This is a genomic window from Alterirhizorhabdus solaris, from assembly GCF_007785815.1.
Lineage (GTDB): Bacteria > Pseudomonadota > Alphaproteobacteria > Sphingomonadales > Sphingomonadaceae > Alterirhizorhabdus > Alterirhizorhabdus solaris.
The window spans coordinates 1-15319 of sequence record NZ_VNIM01000096.1 but is presented as its reverse complement, the minus strand read 5'-3'; the positions used below and the strand labels follow the sequence as shown (position 1 = coordinate 15319).

The following is a 15319-nucleotide window of genomic DNA, read 5'->3' as shown; positions in this document are numbered from 1 at the left end:
ATCGGCCGCTGCTCGTCGGCCCGCGCGGGCAGATCGTCGGCAACGGCGGCGTGGTGGCGCTGATCCTCGACGAGGCGCGCCAGCACCGCGCGCTGGGCACGGCCGCGCCGCCGCCGGTGGCGCTGATGGCGCAGGCGGTGGGGCAGGCGGCGGGCGACGACACCGCCGCGCGCACGCTCACCGCCCGCATGGGCCAGTTGCTGCTGATGCTGCTGACGATGATCCTCGCCGGCATGCTGCTGTCGAACCTGATCGAGGAGAAATCGAACAAGGTGATCGAGGTGCTGGCGGCCGCCGTGCCGGTGGATGCGATCTTCATCGGCAAGCTGATGGCGATGCTGGCGATGTCGTTGACCGGCATCGCCATCTGGGGCGGCACGGCCGGGCTGGTGGTGTTCACGCTCGCCCCGCAGGCCGCCGCCGCGCTGCCGCCGCCGGCCGTGGGCTGGCCTGCGTTCCTGCTGCTCGGCACCGGCTATTTCATCCTGTGCTATCTGTTGCTGGGGGCGCTGTTCCTCGGCATCGGTGCGCAGGCCAGCACCGTGCGCGAGGTGCAGACGCTGTCGATGCCCGTCACGATGGCGCAGATGGGCGTGGTCGCGCTCGCCTCCTCGGCGGTCGGCAAGGCGGGCGGGGCGCTGGCGATCACGGCGATGGTGTTTCCGTGGAGCTCGCCCTTCGCGATGATCGCGGGGGCGGCGCAATCGGCCGCCCTGTGGCCGCACGCGCTGGCGATGCTGTGGCAGGCGGCATGGGTGGCGCTCATCATCCGCGTGGCGGCCGGGCGCTTCCGCAAGTCGGTGCTGAAGTCGGGTGGGCCGCGCCGGCGACTTTTCCGCCGGGCACGCTGAAACCCGCGACGCCGCCAAGCCGTATCTGGTATCGGAAACGGGACAAGGCGGGAGAGCGACGATGGGCTGCACGCGACGCGACATGATCGGGATCGGGCTGGGCGGGGCGAGCGTCGCCATTCTCGCCGGCTGGGGCATCAGCGGGCCGGCCAGCGCCGCGCCGGGCACGTTCCCGGTCACGCTGACCGACGCCGAATGGCGCAAGAAGCTGGGCACCGGCGACACCTATGCCGTGCTGCGCCACGAGGCGACCGAGACACCGGGATCGAGCAAGCTGCTCAACGAGCATCGTGCCGGCATCTTCTCGTGCGCCGGCTGCGCGCAACCCCTGTTCTCGTCAAAGACCAAGTTCGACAGCGGCACCGGCTGGCCCAGCTTCTGGCAGCCGCTGCCGACCGCCGTGGGCACCACCACCGACAGCACGCTGGGGATGAGCCGCACCGAGGTACATTGCGCGCGCTGCGGCGGGCATCTGGGCCATGTCTTCGACGACGGGCCGAAGCCGACCGGCAAGCGGTACTGCATGAACGGGGTGGCGATGCGCTTCACCCCCGGCAAGGCCTGAGCCTGCCGGCGATCATCAGCCGGCCGGCGATGGCTCGCTGAGGATCGCCACCGCTTCCGCCGCCAGCCGCGCCAGTTCGGCGCGCTGCGCGTCGCTGACCTTGTGCGGCGCCTGATCGATCACGCACAGCGCGCCCAGCGCGGCCCCGTCCTGCACCAGCGGCGCGCCGGCATAGAATCGCAGCCGGGGCGCGCCGGTGACGAGCGGGTTGCCGGCGAAGCGACGGTCCGCCCGCGCATCCGGCACCGTGAATACCTTGTCCGGCGTCAGCAGCGCATGGCCGCAGAACGATATCGCGCGCGGCGTGCCTTCCTCCCCCACGCCGTGGCGCACCACCCACCGCTGGCGATCACCGTCGATGATCGAGATCACCGCCGCATCGAGGCCGAACAGCGCCGCCGCCTCCGCCACGATCGCCGCCAGCCGCGGATCGCCCGCCGCGCGTGCCAGCGGCAGCGCATCCACCGCCGCCTGCCGTGCGTCCTCGTCCGCCGGCAGCGGCGGGGGTGAGAAGAATGTCAGTCGTTCCTTCATGCCGCCTCCCGCCACGCCGGCCCGCCCACGCGATCGACCAGCGCGATGCGCAGCGCGTTGCGCCCCGCCTTCTTCACCTCGAACATCAGTTCGTCCGCCCGTTCCATGAAGGCCGGGGCATCGCCCGCCTGCGGCCGTCGCACGATCACCGCGCCCATGCTGGCCGTGACCGGATAGGCGAGCTTCGCCATCGCCGCGCCGACCTGACGGTGCAACCGCTCGGCCGCGCCATAGCCGTCGTCACCCGGCTCCACGCCGAGCAGCATCACGAATTCGTCGCCGCCCATCCGCGCCAGCACGTCGCGGCTGCGCAGCGCGGTGCCGGCCGCCTCGGCGAACGCCACCAGCACCTCGTCGCCGGCGGCATGGCCGTGGGCGTCGTTCACGCCCTTGAACCCGTCGAGATCGGAATAGACCAGCAGCAGCGAGGCATTGCGCCGCGCGCTCGCCCCGATCATCCGGGCGAGGTGATCGTCGAACGCCTGCCGGGTCAGCGCGCCGGTCAGGTCGTCGGTCCGCGCGCGGTGGCGCTGGAGATCGTAGGAGCGACGGAAGCCGGCCACCAGCATCACCACCACCGCCACCCAGAAGATCCGCATGAACGCGTTCCACGCCGCGATGCCGGAGGGAACGTGCGTCGCCGCGATCGAGAAACCGTCGCCGAAGCCATTGAACGTCAGCGTGACGACCGCATAGAGCGCACCGACGAACAGACCGCGCCGCGTGCCCAGCGCCCATGCCGCCAGGCAGATCGGCAGGATATAGAAGCCGTTGAGCGAACATTGCCGGCCGGTCGCCCAGTCGGCGAAGGCCAGCGGCACGAACAGGCCGAGCGACCAGCCCCACGCCTCGGCGCGGGACAGCACGGCCGCCCGCGCGATCAGGGAATCGAGATAGTCCGCCGGACGGCGGCGGGGCATGATCGCCATCGGGACATCCGCGCTATCGTTTCGGGAACCGTGGGATAGCGCGAGATGGTTGCGGAAAGCCTAAGCAATATGTCTCAATGGACGAAGCGCGCCACCACGTCGCGATAGCTGCGGCTCACCTTCACCTGCGCGCCCGAATCGAGCACGAGGAAACATTCGCCGTTGGTATGCGGCTTCACCTGCTTCACCAGATCGAGGTTGACGATGGTGGAGCGGTGAACGCGCTGGAACCGGCGCGGATCGAGCCGCTTCTCCAGATCCTTCATCGTCTCGCGCAGGATCAGCGTGTTGTCGCCGGTGTAGATGCACATGTAATCGCCGGCGGCGTCGATCCGCTCGATCGTATCCACGTCCACCCGGAAGATCTGGCCGCGGTCCTTGATGTTGATGAGCTTCTCGAAGCGGTTGGAGGCGGGCGCGTCGCCAGCACCGTCGGGCATCGCCTCGGCCGCTTCGGGGGCATGTTCGGCCAGCGCCTCCTTCAGCCGCCCGGCCTCCTCCATGCCGCGCTTCTCGGCGAGGCGCTGGCGCACGCGGTCGAGCGTCTCGGCAAGCCGCTCCGGCTCCACCGGCTTCATCAGGTAATCGAGCGCATCGGCCTGAAAGGCGCGGACGGCGTGATCCATGTAGGCGGTGACGAACACGATCAGCGGCGGCTCCACCTCCATCAGCCCCTGCACGACGGAAAAACCGTCGAAGCCGGGCATCTGGATGTCGAGGAAGACGAGATCGGGCTTGTGCGTCTTGATCGCGCGGATGGCCTCGCGGCCGTTCGAGCACGTCTCGATAATCTCCACGTCCTCATGCGGTTCGAGCCGGAGCTGCAATCCCTGGATCGCGAGCGACTCGTCGTCGACGAGGATGGTACGGATGGTCATGCGGGCTCCCTGGCCTCTTCGGTCTGGAAAGGTATTTCGATGATGACGCCGAACCCGCCCCCACGATTCGACTGGATCTCGAACCGCTGGTCGCCGCCATAGGCCTGTGCCAGTCGCTCGCGGATGTTCGCGAGGCCCACGCCCGTGGATGAGGTGGACCTCTGCACGCCCTCGTTCAACCCCGGCCCGCTGTCCGAAACGGTGATCTGCACCCGCTCCCCGGCCAGCCGCGCCTCGACGACGATCTCGGCGCCTTCCTCCTGCGGGGTCACGGCGTATTTGATCGCGTTCTCCACCAGGGGTTGCAGCAGCAGCGAGGGCAGCCGCGCCGCCGCGACGGCCGGGTCCACCTCGAAGCGCGGTTTCAGCCGGTCCTCGAAGCGCATCTTCTCGATCTCCAGATACAGTTTCAGCGTCTCGACCTCCTGCGCCAGCGTCACCTGACCCGATGGCTCATTAACGAGCGTGTAACGGAGAAAGGAGGAGAGCCGCGACAGCATCGCGTTCGCCCGGTCGGTCTGCTTGAGCAGCACCAGCGTGGAGATGGAATTGAGCGTGTTGAACAAGAAATGCGGATTGAGCTGATAGCGCAGCATGGCGAGCTGCGCGGAGGACGCCTGATGCTCCAGCCGGATCAGCTGATCGGCCTGCTCCTCCAGCAGCAGATAGAAATTGATGCCGTAATACAGCCCCGCCCACGCCGCCAGCACCGCGAAATCGAGCAGGATCGCGCCGAGGAACTCGACGCCCGAGGGCATCGCGCCGGGGCGGTAGAAGGTCGCGTGGCTCCACACCTCGATGGTGGAGAAGGCGCCCGAGGCGAGGATGAGGATCACGATCGAGCCGCCCCACGTGAGCAACGGCGCGCGGTGGATCAGCCGGCGGAAGATCGCCGCCATCAGCAGCGTCAGCGAATAGCCGGTGGCGGTGGAAAGCGCCGTCGGCACGATGAACAGCAGGCCCATCGCATTGGCGAGTCCGCCGAGCGACCGCAGCACGAAATAGCCCGCCCAGCCGGCCGACTGGAGCAGCCAGAACGCCCGGTTCTTGTCCTCGAAAAAGGGTTTCGCATTCTTGCCGAACATCGCCATGCCACCGGCTCTAGCGGAAAGGCGCGCGCGGATGAAGCGCAACGCTGCAGGCCGCGCGGCGCCGGCTGGCGAGGCCCGGAGAGAATCGTCGCGCCCGCCGCCCGCTTGAGGGTATGCTGGCTGGCGAGATGGCGGCCGGGGGCAGATCGCTCCGCCGTCGCCGATGGGGATATCCGTGATGACCGCCGAAGAACTTCTCGGACTGCTGACACCCAAGTCGATCCTGTCCGTCTGCACGCCCGACGAGCTGGGCGAGCTGCTCGCCGTGTCCGCCGTCTGCAAGATGAAGAGCGGCGAGGAGATCCTGGCGCAGGGAGACGAGGGCAACGCCATCGTGGTGATCCTGGCGGGCACGGTGCGGATCAGCATGATCGCGCCGAACGGCCACGAGATCGTGCTCGACTATGCCGAGCCCGGATCAGTGCTGGGCGAGATCGCCATGCTGGACGGGCAGCCGCGCACCGCCTCGGCCACCGCGGTCTATGCCGGGCGCTACCTGAAGATCACCCGCACCGCGACCGAGGCCTTCATCGAGCGGCACCCCAAGGTGGCACTGGCGATGCTGCGCGACATGGCCCGTCGCCTGCGCGAAACCGACACGACGATCGAAAGCGACCGCGCCTTCGCCGCCGGCCCGCGCCTCGCCCGCTTCCTCAAGCGGCTGACCGACCAGAAGACCGCCGGGCACAAGCTGGCGGGCGACCTGAGCCAGGGCGAACTCGGCAATTTCGTCGGCATGAGCCGGGAGAACATCAACCGCCAACTCGCCTCATGGTCCGAGGCGGGGGTGATCGAACTGGCCCACGGCAAGATCCGCATCATCGACGACGACTATCTCGCCCAGATCGCTGAGCAGGGCGACTGAGCGCCGCGCCCGGCCCGCGCCTCAGGCCGATCCGCCGATACCACGCTCGCGCGCCCAGACCACGGCGGCGCTGCGCCGGTTGACGCCGATCCGCCCGTACAGCCGGGAGACATGGTTGCGCACGGTGTTGCGCGACAGGCCGAGCCGCTCGGCGATCGCCTTGTCGTCCATCCCGGTGCAGATCAGCTCGAGCACCTCGCGTTCGCGCGGGCTGAGATCGGCCGGGGGCGGTGCATCGCCCGTGCGCTTGCCGGGATCGCGCAGGGTCGCCAGCTTGTCCATGATCGAGCGGCTGAGCCAGTTGGCATCCTTCATCACCGCCTCGATCGCCTCGACGAGCTCCACCTCGCTGTGGCGGCGCGCGGTGATGTCCTGATACAGCCACAGCACGCAATGGTCGCCGTGCAGGCTGATCCCCTCGGCCGAGACGAGGCATTCGATCGCCTGCCCGTCCTTGTGCAGCACGCGCACGTCGTGGCAGCGAAAGCCGCCGCGCGCGGCGATTTCCGCCTCCAGCCCGCGTCGCTGCGCGGCGTCGTTCCATAGCTGGAGGTCGTCGGCGACACGGCCGATCAGCCGGTGGCGCGGATGGTCGGTCATCCGGCGGAAGGCCTCGTTGGCGTTCAGGATGCGGTGGTCGGCCTGTTCGGTGACGACCATCGCCACCGGCGCCATCTCGAACACGGTCGCAAAATGCTGCTCGCTCGCCTGCAGCGCGGTTTCGGCGCGGCGGCGGGGTTCCAGGTCGGCGAAGGTGAACAGCAGGCAGCGTTCGTCGGCCACCTCGATCCGCTGCCCGGCGAGGATGACCAGCTTGGTATCGCCGCCGGCCAGCGGCAGTTCCGCCTCCAGCTGCGGCACCGTCTGTCCGGCGGCGATGCGCTCCTTCACATAGTCCCGCCGCTCGACCCCGGCGAGCAGGTCCAGATCGAACAGGCTTTTGCCGATCAGGCCGTGCTGGGTGTAGCCGCTGAGATCGAGGAAACCGCGATTGGCCCGGATGTAACGCTGGTCCGACACGCGCAGGATCAGCGCCGGGGCGGGGTTGGCCTGGAACATCGCCTCGAAGCGGTCCTCGGCGTCGAACTGTTCGGACACGTCGTGGATCACCAGCGCCAGACAGTCCGGCTCGCCGCCATCCTCGTCCATCGTCACGTCGCGTACCTGATGCACCCAGCGCGGCTCGGTGCTGTCGAGCGGGGCGACCTCGACGATCAGGTCGGCGAAATTCTCGCCGGCGAGCAGGCGCACCAGCGGATATTCCCGGCGGGTGAGGCGGTGATGGTTGCGGTAGCGGAGGGAGAAACGCGCGGCATAATCGTCGGCGGTGGCGCCCAGATCCTCCACCCGGTCGATCCCGTGCATCTTCAGCGCGGCGGGATTGGCGCTGAGGATCACGCCGGCCGGGTCCATCAGGATCACGCCGGCAAGCAGGCTGTCCATCAACTGTTCGAGATGGTGGAGCGTGGGCTTGGGGAGGGGCTGGCGCATCCGTCTCCAGCGCGGGACCAGCCACGGGGTTCCCGCAGGCCCGCGCAGAAAACACCAATTCAGATAGTGTCGGCGCACCAATCGGCAAAAGATCGGCAATCCGTGTTTCTGAACATTGCCCGCACCGGTCGGTTGAAGCTGCATCACCAATCCGGCGATCAGGAGACACTCAATGGGCATCATCATCCTTCTCGTCGTAGGCGGCATCATCGGCTGGCTTGCCAGCATGATCATGCGTACCGACGCACAGCAGGGCATCTTCCTCAACATCGTCGTCGGCATCGTCGGCGCGTTGCTCGCGGGCTTCATCGTGACGCCGCTCATCGGTGGCGTGCCGATCACCAGCGGGGCGATCAGCTTCCAGTCGATCATCGTCTCGCTGATCGGCGCGGTCATCCTGCTCGCCATCGTCAACCTCGTGCGTCGCGGCTCGGTGCGCTGAGCGCGGACCGGCTTTTCCCCGAAAGGATCATGTCATGAAGACCATTCTCATCGCCGCCGCCCTCGCCACGCTGGCGACCGGCGGGGCGCAGGCGGCCACGCAGAGCGCCATGCAGGGCGCCGCCGCGCACAACCCCGCCGTCAAGGAAAGCCACGTCGGCCATGTCGCGACGCCGGCCGAAGGCGCCAATTCGTTCACGCAGGCGCAGGCGCAGGGCCGCATCGCCAAGGCCGGCTACGCCAATGTCTCGGCGCTGGCCAAGGACAAGGACGGCGTGTGGCGCGGCACCGCCACGAAGGCGGGCAGGACGGTGAGCGTCGGCCTCGACTTCAAGGGCAACGTCACGACGCGCTGAACCCGCTTTGCAGGAGAGAGACGATGGCCAAGACAATCACACGCCTGTTCGACGACTATTCCGACGCGGCCACCGCCGTGCGCGAGCTGGAGCGGATCGGCGTTCCGCATGACGACCTGAGCATCATCGCCAGCAACGCCGACAAAGCGCACGACAGCGACGGCACCGCCGATCTCGATGACGTGAACGACCGTGGCGACGTGAGCCGTGGCGTTTCGACCGGCGCGGTGCTGGGCGGCGTCGGCGGGCTGCTCGCCGGGCTGGGCCTGCTGGCGATCCCGGGCCTCGGTCCGATCGTGGCAGCCGGCTGGCTTGCCTCGACGGCGGTTGGCGCGGGCATCGGGGCTGCCGGGGGCGCGGCGACGGGCAGTATCGTCGGCGCGCTGAAGACGGCCGGCCACACCGACGAGGAGGCGCATGTCTATTCCGAAGGCGTTCGCCGCGGCGGCACGCTGGTGAGTGCGCGCGTGGCCGACGGGCTGGTGGCCGAGGCGGAGGCAGTGCTCGAACGCAACCGCTCGGTCGATGCCACGACGCGCGGCAGTGCCTATCGCGAGCGCGGCTGGCAGTCGTTCGACGAGCAGGCGCCCGCCTTCACGACCGACGAGGTGGCGGCCGAACGTGACCGCTACCGGAACAACACGAATACGTTGTAAGCGTATGGTGCAGCGGGCCGCCCGGCCCGCTGCATTAGTTTTTCCAGACCGGTAAGCCGAGGTGACCGATGCTGATCCCGCGTGATCGCGACCCTCGCGTGCCGATGGCCGACCCGGTGTTCCGCGTGCGCGGCCGGCAGGGCTGGCAACCGCTGGTGCCGTGGCTGATCGGCACCATCGTCGCCTGCTGGCTCTATTTCGGCCGCACCGTCCTCATCCCGATCATCCTGGCCGTGCTGCTCTCGTTCCTGCTCGCCCCGATCGTATCGGGATTTCGCCGTGCGCGGCTGCCGCGGTTCCCGTCGGTCCTGCTCGCGGTCCTGCTGGCGCTCGGCGGCATCGCCGTCACGGGGGCGGTCATCGTCAGCCAGGCCGCGACGCTGACCAAGGACGCGCCCGCCTATGCGGAGCGGATCGCGGACAAGGCGGCCAGCATCCGCGCCAGCGTGCAGGATCGACTGGGCTTCCTGATCCGCGAAAGCCGCGAGGGCGGCAGCGGCCATCGCGACGCCGCCCTCGCGCGTCGGCAGGGTGAGCGCAAGCTGTCGTCCCAGACGACCAACGCCATTCCGGTCGAGGTGCATGAGCCGCCCGCGACCGCGATCGAGCAGATCCGCACGATCATCCTCCCCGCGCTCGCGCCGGTGGAAACGGCGTTGATCGTCATCATCGTCACGATCTTCATCCTGTTGCAGAAGGAGGATCTGCGCGATCGCCTGATCCGCCTGATGGGCACGGCGGACCTGCACCGTACGACGATCGCGCTGGACGACGGCGCGAAACGGCTCAGCCGGTATTTCCTGTCGCAGTTCGTGGTGAACTGCGGGTTCGGCGCGGTAATCTGGGGCGGGCTGTTCCTGCTCGGGGTGCCGTCGCCGGGCCTGTGGGGCATCCTTGCCGGCCTGCTGCGCTTCGTGCCGTATGTCGGGCCGGTGGTGGCGGCGGTCGGGCCGCTCGCGCTGGCGGCGGCGATCGATCCGGGCTGGGGGCTGGTGATCTACGTCGCCCTGCTGTTCCTGATCGTCGAGCCGCTGGTCGGCTATGCGATCGAGCCGATGCTGTACGGCCACCAGACCGGGCTTTCGCCGGTGTCGGTCGTGGTCGCGGCGTTGTTCTGGACATGGATCTGGGGGCCGGTGGGCCTCGTCCTGTCGATGCCGCTCACGCTGATGCTGGTGGTGCTCGGCCGGCATATCCCGGCGTTCAGCATCTTCGATATCATGCTCGGGGATCGGCCGGCGCTGACACCGGCGGAAACCTTCTACCAGCGCGCGCTGGTCGGCCATCCGGATGCCGCCATCGAACAGGCCGAGGAACTGCTGGAGAGCCAGAAGCTGGCGGATTATTTCGACGAGGTGGTGCTGCCGGGGCTGCGGCTGGCGGCGGTGGATGTGGATCGCGGCGCGGTGGAGCGATCGTCGATGCACGCGGTGTGCGAAACCACGGTGGAGATGCTGGCCGCGCTGGCCGATCACCGCGACGTCGCGCCTGTTGCGTCCGCCATCGTACCGCCCGGGGATGGCGTGGAGGAGCCCGCCGATCTCGTCGGCCGCGCGTTCGTGTGTATTCCCGGCCCCGGCCCGCTGGATGCGGCCGTCGCGGCGATGGCGGCGCAGTTGCTCCGCCGGGCAGGCGGCGACGTGCGCGAGCAGTCGCGCGATCGCCTGCGCGACAGCGGCGGCACGGCGTTCGATCCCGGCGATGCCGACACGATCTGCATCCTGGGCCTGTTCGATGCGCGGGCCGCCGGTCGGATGAAGCCGGTCGTCCGGTCGATCGAACAGCAGTTCCCGGCGGTCCGGGTCGTGATCGGCGTCCAGCGCGCCCTTGTCCGCAAGGACGAGACGAAGGAGGGCGGGTTGCCGCCGGTCCCGTCTCTCGCGGCGGTGATCGATGCGGCGAGAGCGGTCAGCCCGCCAGACTGAACGCCCTGGATGCCGGCGCGGGCGACAGCGGGCCACCGCTTCCCTCGCGGGCGAAGCAACTTCCAGCGCGGCTGCGCTTGGCCGTGAACATGGCGGCATCCGCGCGGCGCAGCATGCTGCCCAGTTCCGTGCCGGTGGCATCGGCCGATGCCACCCCGAGCGATGCCCGGATGTCGATCGAGGCCGACCCCAGCGGAATCGGCCGCCCCACGCTGGCGAGGACCGACGCGGCCAAAGCCTCCAGCTCGTTCCGCTTCGCCGGCCCCTGTCGAACGAGGGCGAACTCGTCCCCGCCGAGCCGGAAGGCCGTGAGCGAGCCACCCTCATGGTCCAGCGACGCGAGCCGCGTCGCCACCACCCGCAGCACCTCGTCGCCGGCGGCGTGGCCGAAGGTGTCGTTGACGCTCTTGAAGCCGTCGAGGTCGAGCAGGAGGATCGTCATCGGCGCCGCGTGGGCGGTGTCGGCGAGATCGACATGCTCGACCAGTGCCAGCCGGTTGGGCAGGCCGGTGAGATAATCGGTGCGGGCGATGGCGCACGCCTTCAGCCGCTCAAGCTCCTGCGCCATCAGCCGATGCCGGAGGTGCCGTTCGCGCAAGGCGAAGGCAGCCAGTAAACCCAGGGCGAGGAAGAGCAGGACGAGGACATATTCGTCTGCCCCATAGGCCTGGTACGGCATCAGGAACATGCACAGCCGATGGCACCAGTCGAACATGAGCGAGCTGACCGACGCTGCCACTGCAACGCCGAGCACGCCAATCTGCCTGACGATCAAGCCGCGTTCCCGACCGGCCTCGATCGTGGTGGAAACCATTGAGTAAACTCCCGATTTCAGACCAATACGACGTCAGGCATCCAGAAGTTTCGGAGATCGATGCGGCAAAGTTATGGCGATCAGAATCTCGCGGAGAGACGTGTGGAGATGCGTGGCCGCCGGTCTGCCGTATCGAAGCGGTCGCTGTTCAGCGGCACCGCGATCTCCACGCCGCCATCGACCACGCCCCGGCCGATCCGCACGCCCCCGCCGGCCGAGATCAGGCTGCCACCGCCCGTGCCCCGCCGCAGATTGTCGACATAGCCGCCGTCGACGAAGCCGAAGATCTGCATCCGGCTGAGAAAGCTGTCGCCCTTTCCGGCGACATCGAGCCGCACCTCGGCAGATCCCAGAATGCCCCGGTCGCCAGTCCGTTCGCTGTAATCATAGGCGCGGCCGAACGACGGGCCACCCGCGCCGATCTCCAGGCTGGCGAGGAGCGGGCGGCTGGCAAGCTGGCCGGTCGATGCGAGGCGAAGGCTCAGGGGCCCGACGATCGGCCGCGTCCAGTCCAGCGACAGGACGCCGAGGACGAAGCGGGCATCGCCGTCCGCCCGTGACGTGAGCCGGTCTCCCTCGTGCGTCACGCCGGGCAGCGGCAGGCCGGCGACGATGTCGAGATCGCCGCGCAGCACGCCGCCGGCAAGGCGGCTATTGCCGTTCAGCCCCACCGTCAGGCTCGTCACCTCGTCGTTTCGCAAGGGGATGGCGCGCAGGCTCTGGTCCACCTTCAGCCAGCGCACCGCCGCATCGACCCACAGGCTGTGCGACCGGCTGCGGACAAGCGGACGGGCAAGGGCGATGGCGGCATCGGTGCTGTGGCCGATCACGTCGAACGCCCGCAGTTCCGCCCCCGGATGCGACCGGCCGTAGGAACCGGAGAGGGACAGCGTGCCGCCGCGGCTGTCCACCGGCAGCGTGTAGCGCCCGCCGATGAAGGCGAACTCGCGCGGCTGCGCCGGGGTCTGCAAGCCGATCAGGCCGATCTCGTCGCCGTCCGTCAGCACGCCGCGCACGTTGAGCAGGGTGGTCGACCGGATCGGCCCCACCTCGTCGCTGCCCCGGTTGTCCACCTGCACGTAGCCGAAGGCGCGATCCTGCGCGATCGTCACGAACAGAATGCCGAACCCGTCCTCCCGCACGTAACGGCTGCTCTCCACCCGCACGCCCGGCACGTCGCCGACCAGCAGCAACGCCCGCTCGACCGCTGGCTGGCTGGCGGGGCGGGGCGAGACGAGCGTGGCGAGAAGACGATCGACGACCGCATTCCTCGGCCCCAGCGTCCGCACGGCATCGATGCGGCCTTCGTCCAGGGTGACCCGCAGCGTGCCGTCGGCGACGGGCTGGGCCTCGATGCTGGCGGTCGCGAACAGATAGCCCTGCCGGCGGGCGACGTCGGCGACGGCGCGGGCGAGCGCGCGCAGATCATCGGCGCTCAGGCGGCGCCCGACGAATGGTGCCGTCGCCCCGGTGAAAGCGGCGGCCGGGAGGGTTTCGTTTCCGCCGACGCTGATCGTGCGCGCCGTCAGCCCCACGGTCACGTCCGCCCGGATCGCCTGCGGCGGTGGCGACGTCGTGGCGGGAACATTCGGGCGGGACGGCACCGGCGGCAGGGTTTTGACCACTATCGACGGATCGGCTCGATCCAGTGCGGATCGCGGGGACTGGGCGATCCCTGCGGAGGGCCAGAGACTGGCTGTCGCAAGCACGACGACAGGCGCGAGGAAGGGGCGTGAACGGGGGGCTGAGGGCATGTCTCCGCCTAGAAGCGGACGGGTTTACAAATGGTTGAACCGATTATTCAGGTAAACCCGGCGTTCACCCTGTCGCGCAAGGTCCGCGCCATAAGCTGTGCTTACGGGAATGAGCCAATTCGGATGTTCCGATCCGCGAAAGGCCCCTCCATGCGTACTCTCTGGTTCCTGTTGCTGGCGACGGCGTGCCCGGCTGCGGTCGGCGCGGCCACGGCCGAGTGGACGATGACCGAGGCGAGCGGGGTGGTGCAGGTGCTGCGCGGCGGGGTCGCCAGGGTCGGGTCGCGTGGCGGGGTGCTCGCGTCCGGCGATATCGTGAAGACGGGCACCGCCGGGCGGGCGGTGCTGACGCGCGGCGAGGAATATCTGATGATCGCGCCCGGCTCGCAGGTCCGCCTGCCGGTCGCCGAGAAGCCGGGGGCGCTCACCCAGCTGATTGAGGATTTCGGCAACGTCGTCTTCATGATCAAGAAGCGGGCGGCACCCCATTTCGCCGTGCAGACGCCGTATCTGGCGGCCGTGGTGAAGGGCACGACGTTCAGTGTCGCCGTTACCGATACGGGCGCTTCGGTGAAGGTGCTCGAAGGCGCGGTCGACGTCGCGACGGTGGACGGCGGCGCGCACCAGCTCGTGACCCCGGGCACCGTGGCGCTGGTCGATGCGGCCAGCCTCGGCCGGATGCGGGTACAGGCGAACGGGATCGAGCGGATCATCGATTCGCCCAGGGCGGCAACGACGCCCGATCCCGCGCCGGCCCCGGCGGCACCGGCCCCGGACGGTACGGCGGGCGGATCGACGCCGGCCGCGGAGACGCCTGTCGCCGCCGCAACGCCCGCTGCGGAAACGGCCACGCCGGCCGGTGCCGTCGTCGCGACGATCTATGAGGAGCCGGTCTCGCTCGCCGAAACGACGGCCGGTCTGGTGACGGGCGAGGTCGGGGCAGCCGCGGTGGCGACTTCGGTGCGGGTCGCCGACGCCGCAGCCCCCGCCGTGGCCGCACCTCCCGGTGCCGTGGCCGTCGTCGCCACGCCCGCGGTCGTCACGCCGGCAATGGCGGCGCTCGCGGTCGTCGCGCCGGAGCCGGCGACGGTCGCGCTCGCCAGCGTCGCGCAGGCATCGCGCACCGCCAACGAGGCGACCCGCGCGGTCATCGTCGGCATCGAGACGGCATCGGCCGCCGCCGCGACACAGGCGATCGAGCAATCCACGGCGAGTACGGCGACGACGGTTGCCGCGGAGGCGGATCGCATCGCTGCGACCCGGGTCGCAGCAGAGGCCGCCTCGCAGCAGGCTGCCGCATCGGTCGCAAGTTCGACCGCCGCCGCCGAGCAGGCTGCCGCCCGGCAGAGCGCCGCCGCCACCGCAAGCGAAAGCGCCGCCGGTGCAGCGGCAGCGGCCCGGCAGGTCGCTGCGAACGCCGCGGCCACTGCGGCCGCCGCGACGAGCGAACAGATGACGAAGGACGTCGCGCATGCGGCGGCAGAAGCGGCGGCGCAGGTGGCGATCCAGTTGGCGGATGCCGCCGCCGCCTCGCCGGATCAGGCCGCCGCCGCGGCGGCGCGCGCCGCTGCCGCGCAGGCAAGCGAGGCCGCACGGCAGGCCGCCGAAGCGGCCGCGCAGGCACGCGCGGACAGGGTGGCGAAGGATGCGGCCAACGCCCTCGCGGCGGTGCAGGCCGAAGCCGCCACCGCCGGTGCCGCCAACGCGGCCCGTGGCGCCGAGGCGGCGATGGCCGAAAAGGCCGCACGCGATGCCGCCAAGGCCGCTGACGACGCCTCGAAGGCGGCGGCCAGGCAGGCCGAGGAGATCGCCCGCGCCAACGAAAAGGCGGCCCGGGATGCCGCCAGGGCGGCCGATGCCGCCGCCCGTGCCGCAGCCAAGGCGGCGTCCGATGCGGCGTCCGTTTCCGGAAATCTCGGCAAGGATGCGGCGGCGGTGCTGACGGATGCCGCCGGTACGGCCGCTGCGAAAGCGGCGCAGGACGCAATCAGAGTGGCGGACGAACTGGCCCGGGCCGATCAGAAAAAGGGCGACGAGGGGGGCCGTGCTGGGGCGGAAGGCGCCCGCCGAGACCCCAAGGGCGCCGCCAAAGCCGCCGCCCACGCCCCCAAACAAGCGGACGGGCTTGCCCGGGGCAACGCAAAAAACGCCCCCCCAGCCGCCAAGGCA

The 15319-nt window shown here is 69.7% G+C and carries 15 protein-coding genes; 8 read left to right on the top strand and 7 right to left on the bottom strand.

Features of this window, described 5'->3' with window-relative positions:
• A partial coding sequence (locus FOY91_RS17495; protein ID WP_145154707.1) for an ABC transporter permease occupies positions 1-851 on the top strand: 851 nt, incomplete at its 5' end.
• 61 nt (positions 852-912) lie between these two features.
• Entirely contained in the window at positions 913-1416 is a 504-nt protein-coding gene (gene msrB, locus FOY91_RS17490) for a peptide-methionine (R)-S-oxide reductase MsrB (RefSeq protein WP_145154705.1), read from the top strand.
• 15 nt (positions 1417-1431) lie between these two features.
• Here the strand turns inward: msrB and FOY91_RS17485 are convergent, their stop codons facing one another.
• From FOY91_RS17485 to FOY91_RS17470, 4 genes are all read right to left on the bottom strand, one after another.
• The gene (locus tag FOY91_RS17485; RefSeq protein WP_145154703.1) at positions 1432-1950 is read right to left on the bottom strand and encodes a GAF domain-containing protein; all 519 of its coding nucleotides are present in this window, start codon (positions 1948-1950) and stop codon (positions 1432-1434) included.
• Positions 1947-2879, bottom strand: a complete 933-nt coding sequence (locus FOY91_RS17480; protein WP_145154701.1) for a GGDEF domain-containing protein — start codon at positions 2877-2879, stop codon at positions 1947-1949. The genes FOY91_RS17485 and FOY91_RS17480 overlap by 4 nt, the downstream gene beginning before the upstream one ends.
• Before the next feature lie 74 nt (positions 2880-2953).
• On the bottom strand, positions 2954-3757 hold the full coding sequence (locus FOY91_RS17475; protein ID WP_145154699.1) for a LytR/AlgR family response regulator transcription factor: 804 nt from the start codon (positions 3755-3757) through the stop codon (positions 2954-2956).
• Complete coding sequence (locus FOY91_RS17470; RefSeq protein WP_145154697.1) at positions 3754-4848, bottom strand: sensor histidine kinase; 1095 nt, start codon at positions 4846-4848, stop codon at positions 3754-3756. Before FOY91_RS17470 ends, FOY91_RS17475 begins: the two co-directional genes overlap by 4 nt.
• A gap of 178 nt (positions 4849-5026) precedes the next feature.
• On the opposite strand from FOY91_RS17470, the gene FOY91_RS17465 reads away from it, so the two are divergent.
• Positions 5027-5713, top strand: coding sequence for a Crp/Fnr family transcriptional regulator (locus tag FOY91_RS17465; RefSeq protein WP_145154695.1), 687 nt, complete (start codon positions 5027-5029; stop codon positions 5711-5713).
• Between the two features lie 21 nt (positions 5714-5734).
• On the opposite strand, the gene FOY91_RS17460 is transcribed toward FOY91_RS17465, so the two are convergent.
• On the bottom strand, positions 5735-7204 hold the full coding sequence (locus FOY91_RS17460) for a helix-turn-helix transcriptional regulator (protein WP_145154692.1): 1470 nt from the start codon (positions 7202-7204) through the stop codon (positions 5735-5737).
• A gap of 172 nt (positions 7205-7376) precedes the next feature.
• Here FOY91_RS17460 and FOY91_RS17455 point away from each other — a divergent pair, with 172 nt between their 5' ends.
• The 4 genes from FOY91_RS17455 (at position 7377) to FOY91_RS17440 (ending at position 10582) form a co-directional block, all read left to right on the top strand.
• Entirely contained in the window at positions 7377-7646 is a 270-nt protein-coding gene (locus tag FOY91_RS17455; protein ID WP_145154690.1) for a GlsB/YeaQ/YmgE family stress response membrane protein, read from the top strand.
• A 34-nt stretch (positions 7647-7680) separates the two neighbouring features.
• The gene (locus tag FOY91_RS17450; RefSeq protein ID WP_145154688.1) at positions 7681-8001 is read left to right on the top strand and encodes a hypothetical protein; all 321 of its coding nucleotides are present in this window, start codon (positions 7681-7683) and stop codon (positions 7999-8001) included.
• 23 nt (positions 8002-8024) lie between these two features.
• The gene (locus FOY91_RS17445; protein WP_145154686.1) at positions 8025-8657 is read left to right on the top strand and encodes a general stress protein; all 633 of its coding nucleotides are present in this window, start codon (positions 8025-8027) and stop codon (positions 8655-8657) included.
• Between the two features lie 68 nt (positions 8658-8725).
• Positions 8726-10582, top strand: a complete 1857-nt coding sequence (locus FOY91_RS17440) for an AI-2E family transporter (protein WP_145154684.1) — start codon at positions 8726-8728, stop codon at positions 10580-10582.
• Here FOY91_RS17440 and FOY91_RS17435 read toward each other — a convergent pair.
• Positions 10566-11396: a GGDEF domain-containing protein gene (locus tag FOY91_RS17435; protein WP_145154682.1), complete on the bottom strand. Its 831-nt coding sequence runs from the start codon at positions 11394-11396 to the stop codon at positions 10566-10568. The two genes, FOY91_RS17440 and FOY91_RS17435, sit on opposite strands and share 17 nt — an antisense overlap.
• 80 nt (positions 11397-11476) lie before the next feature.
• Entirely contained in the window at positions 11477-13021 is a 1545-nt protein-coding gene (locus tag FOY91_RS17430) for a ShlB/FhaC/HecB family hemolysin secretion/activation protein (protein ID WP_238995773.1), read from the bottom strand.
• A 279-nt stretch (positions 13022-13300) separates the two neighbouring features.
• On the opposite strand from FOY91_RS17430, the gene FOY91_RS17425 reads away from it, so the two are divergent.
• On the top strand, positions 13301-15319 hold a 2019-nt coding region (locus FOY91_RS17425; RefSeq protein ID WP_162527267.1), incomplete at its 3' end, for a FecR domain-containing protein.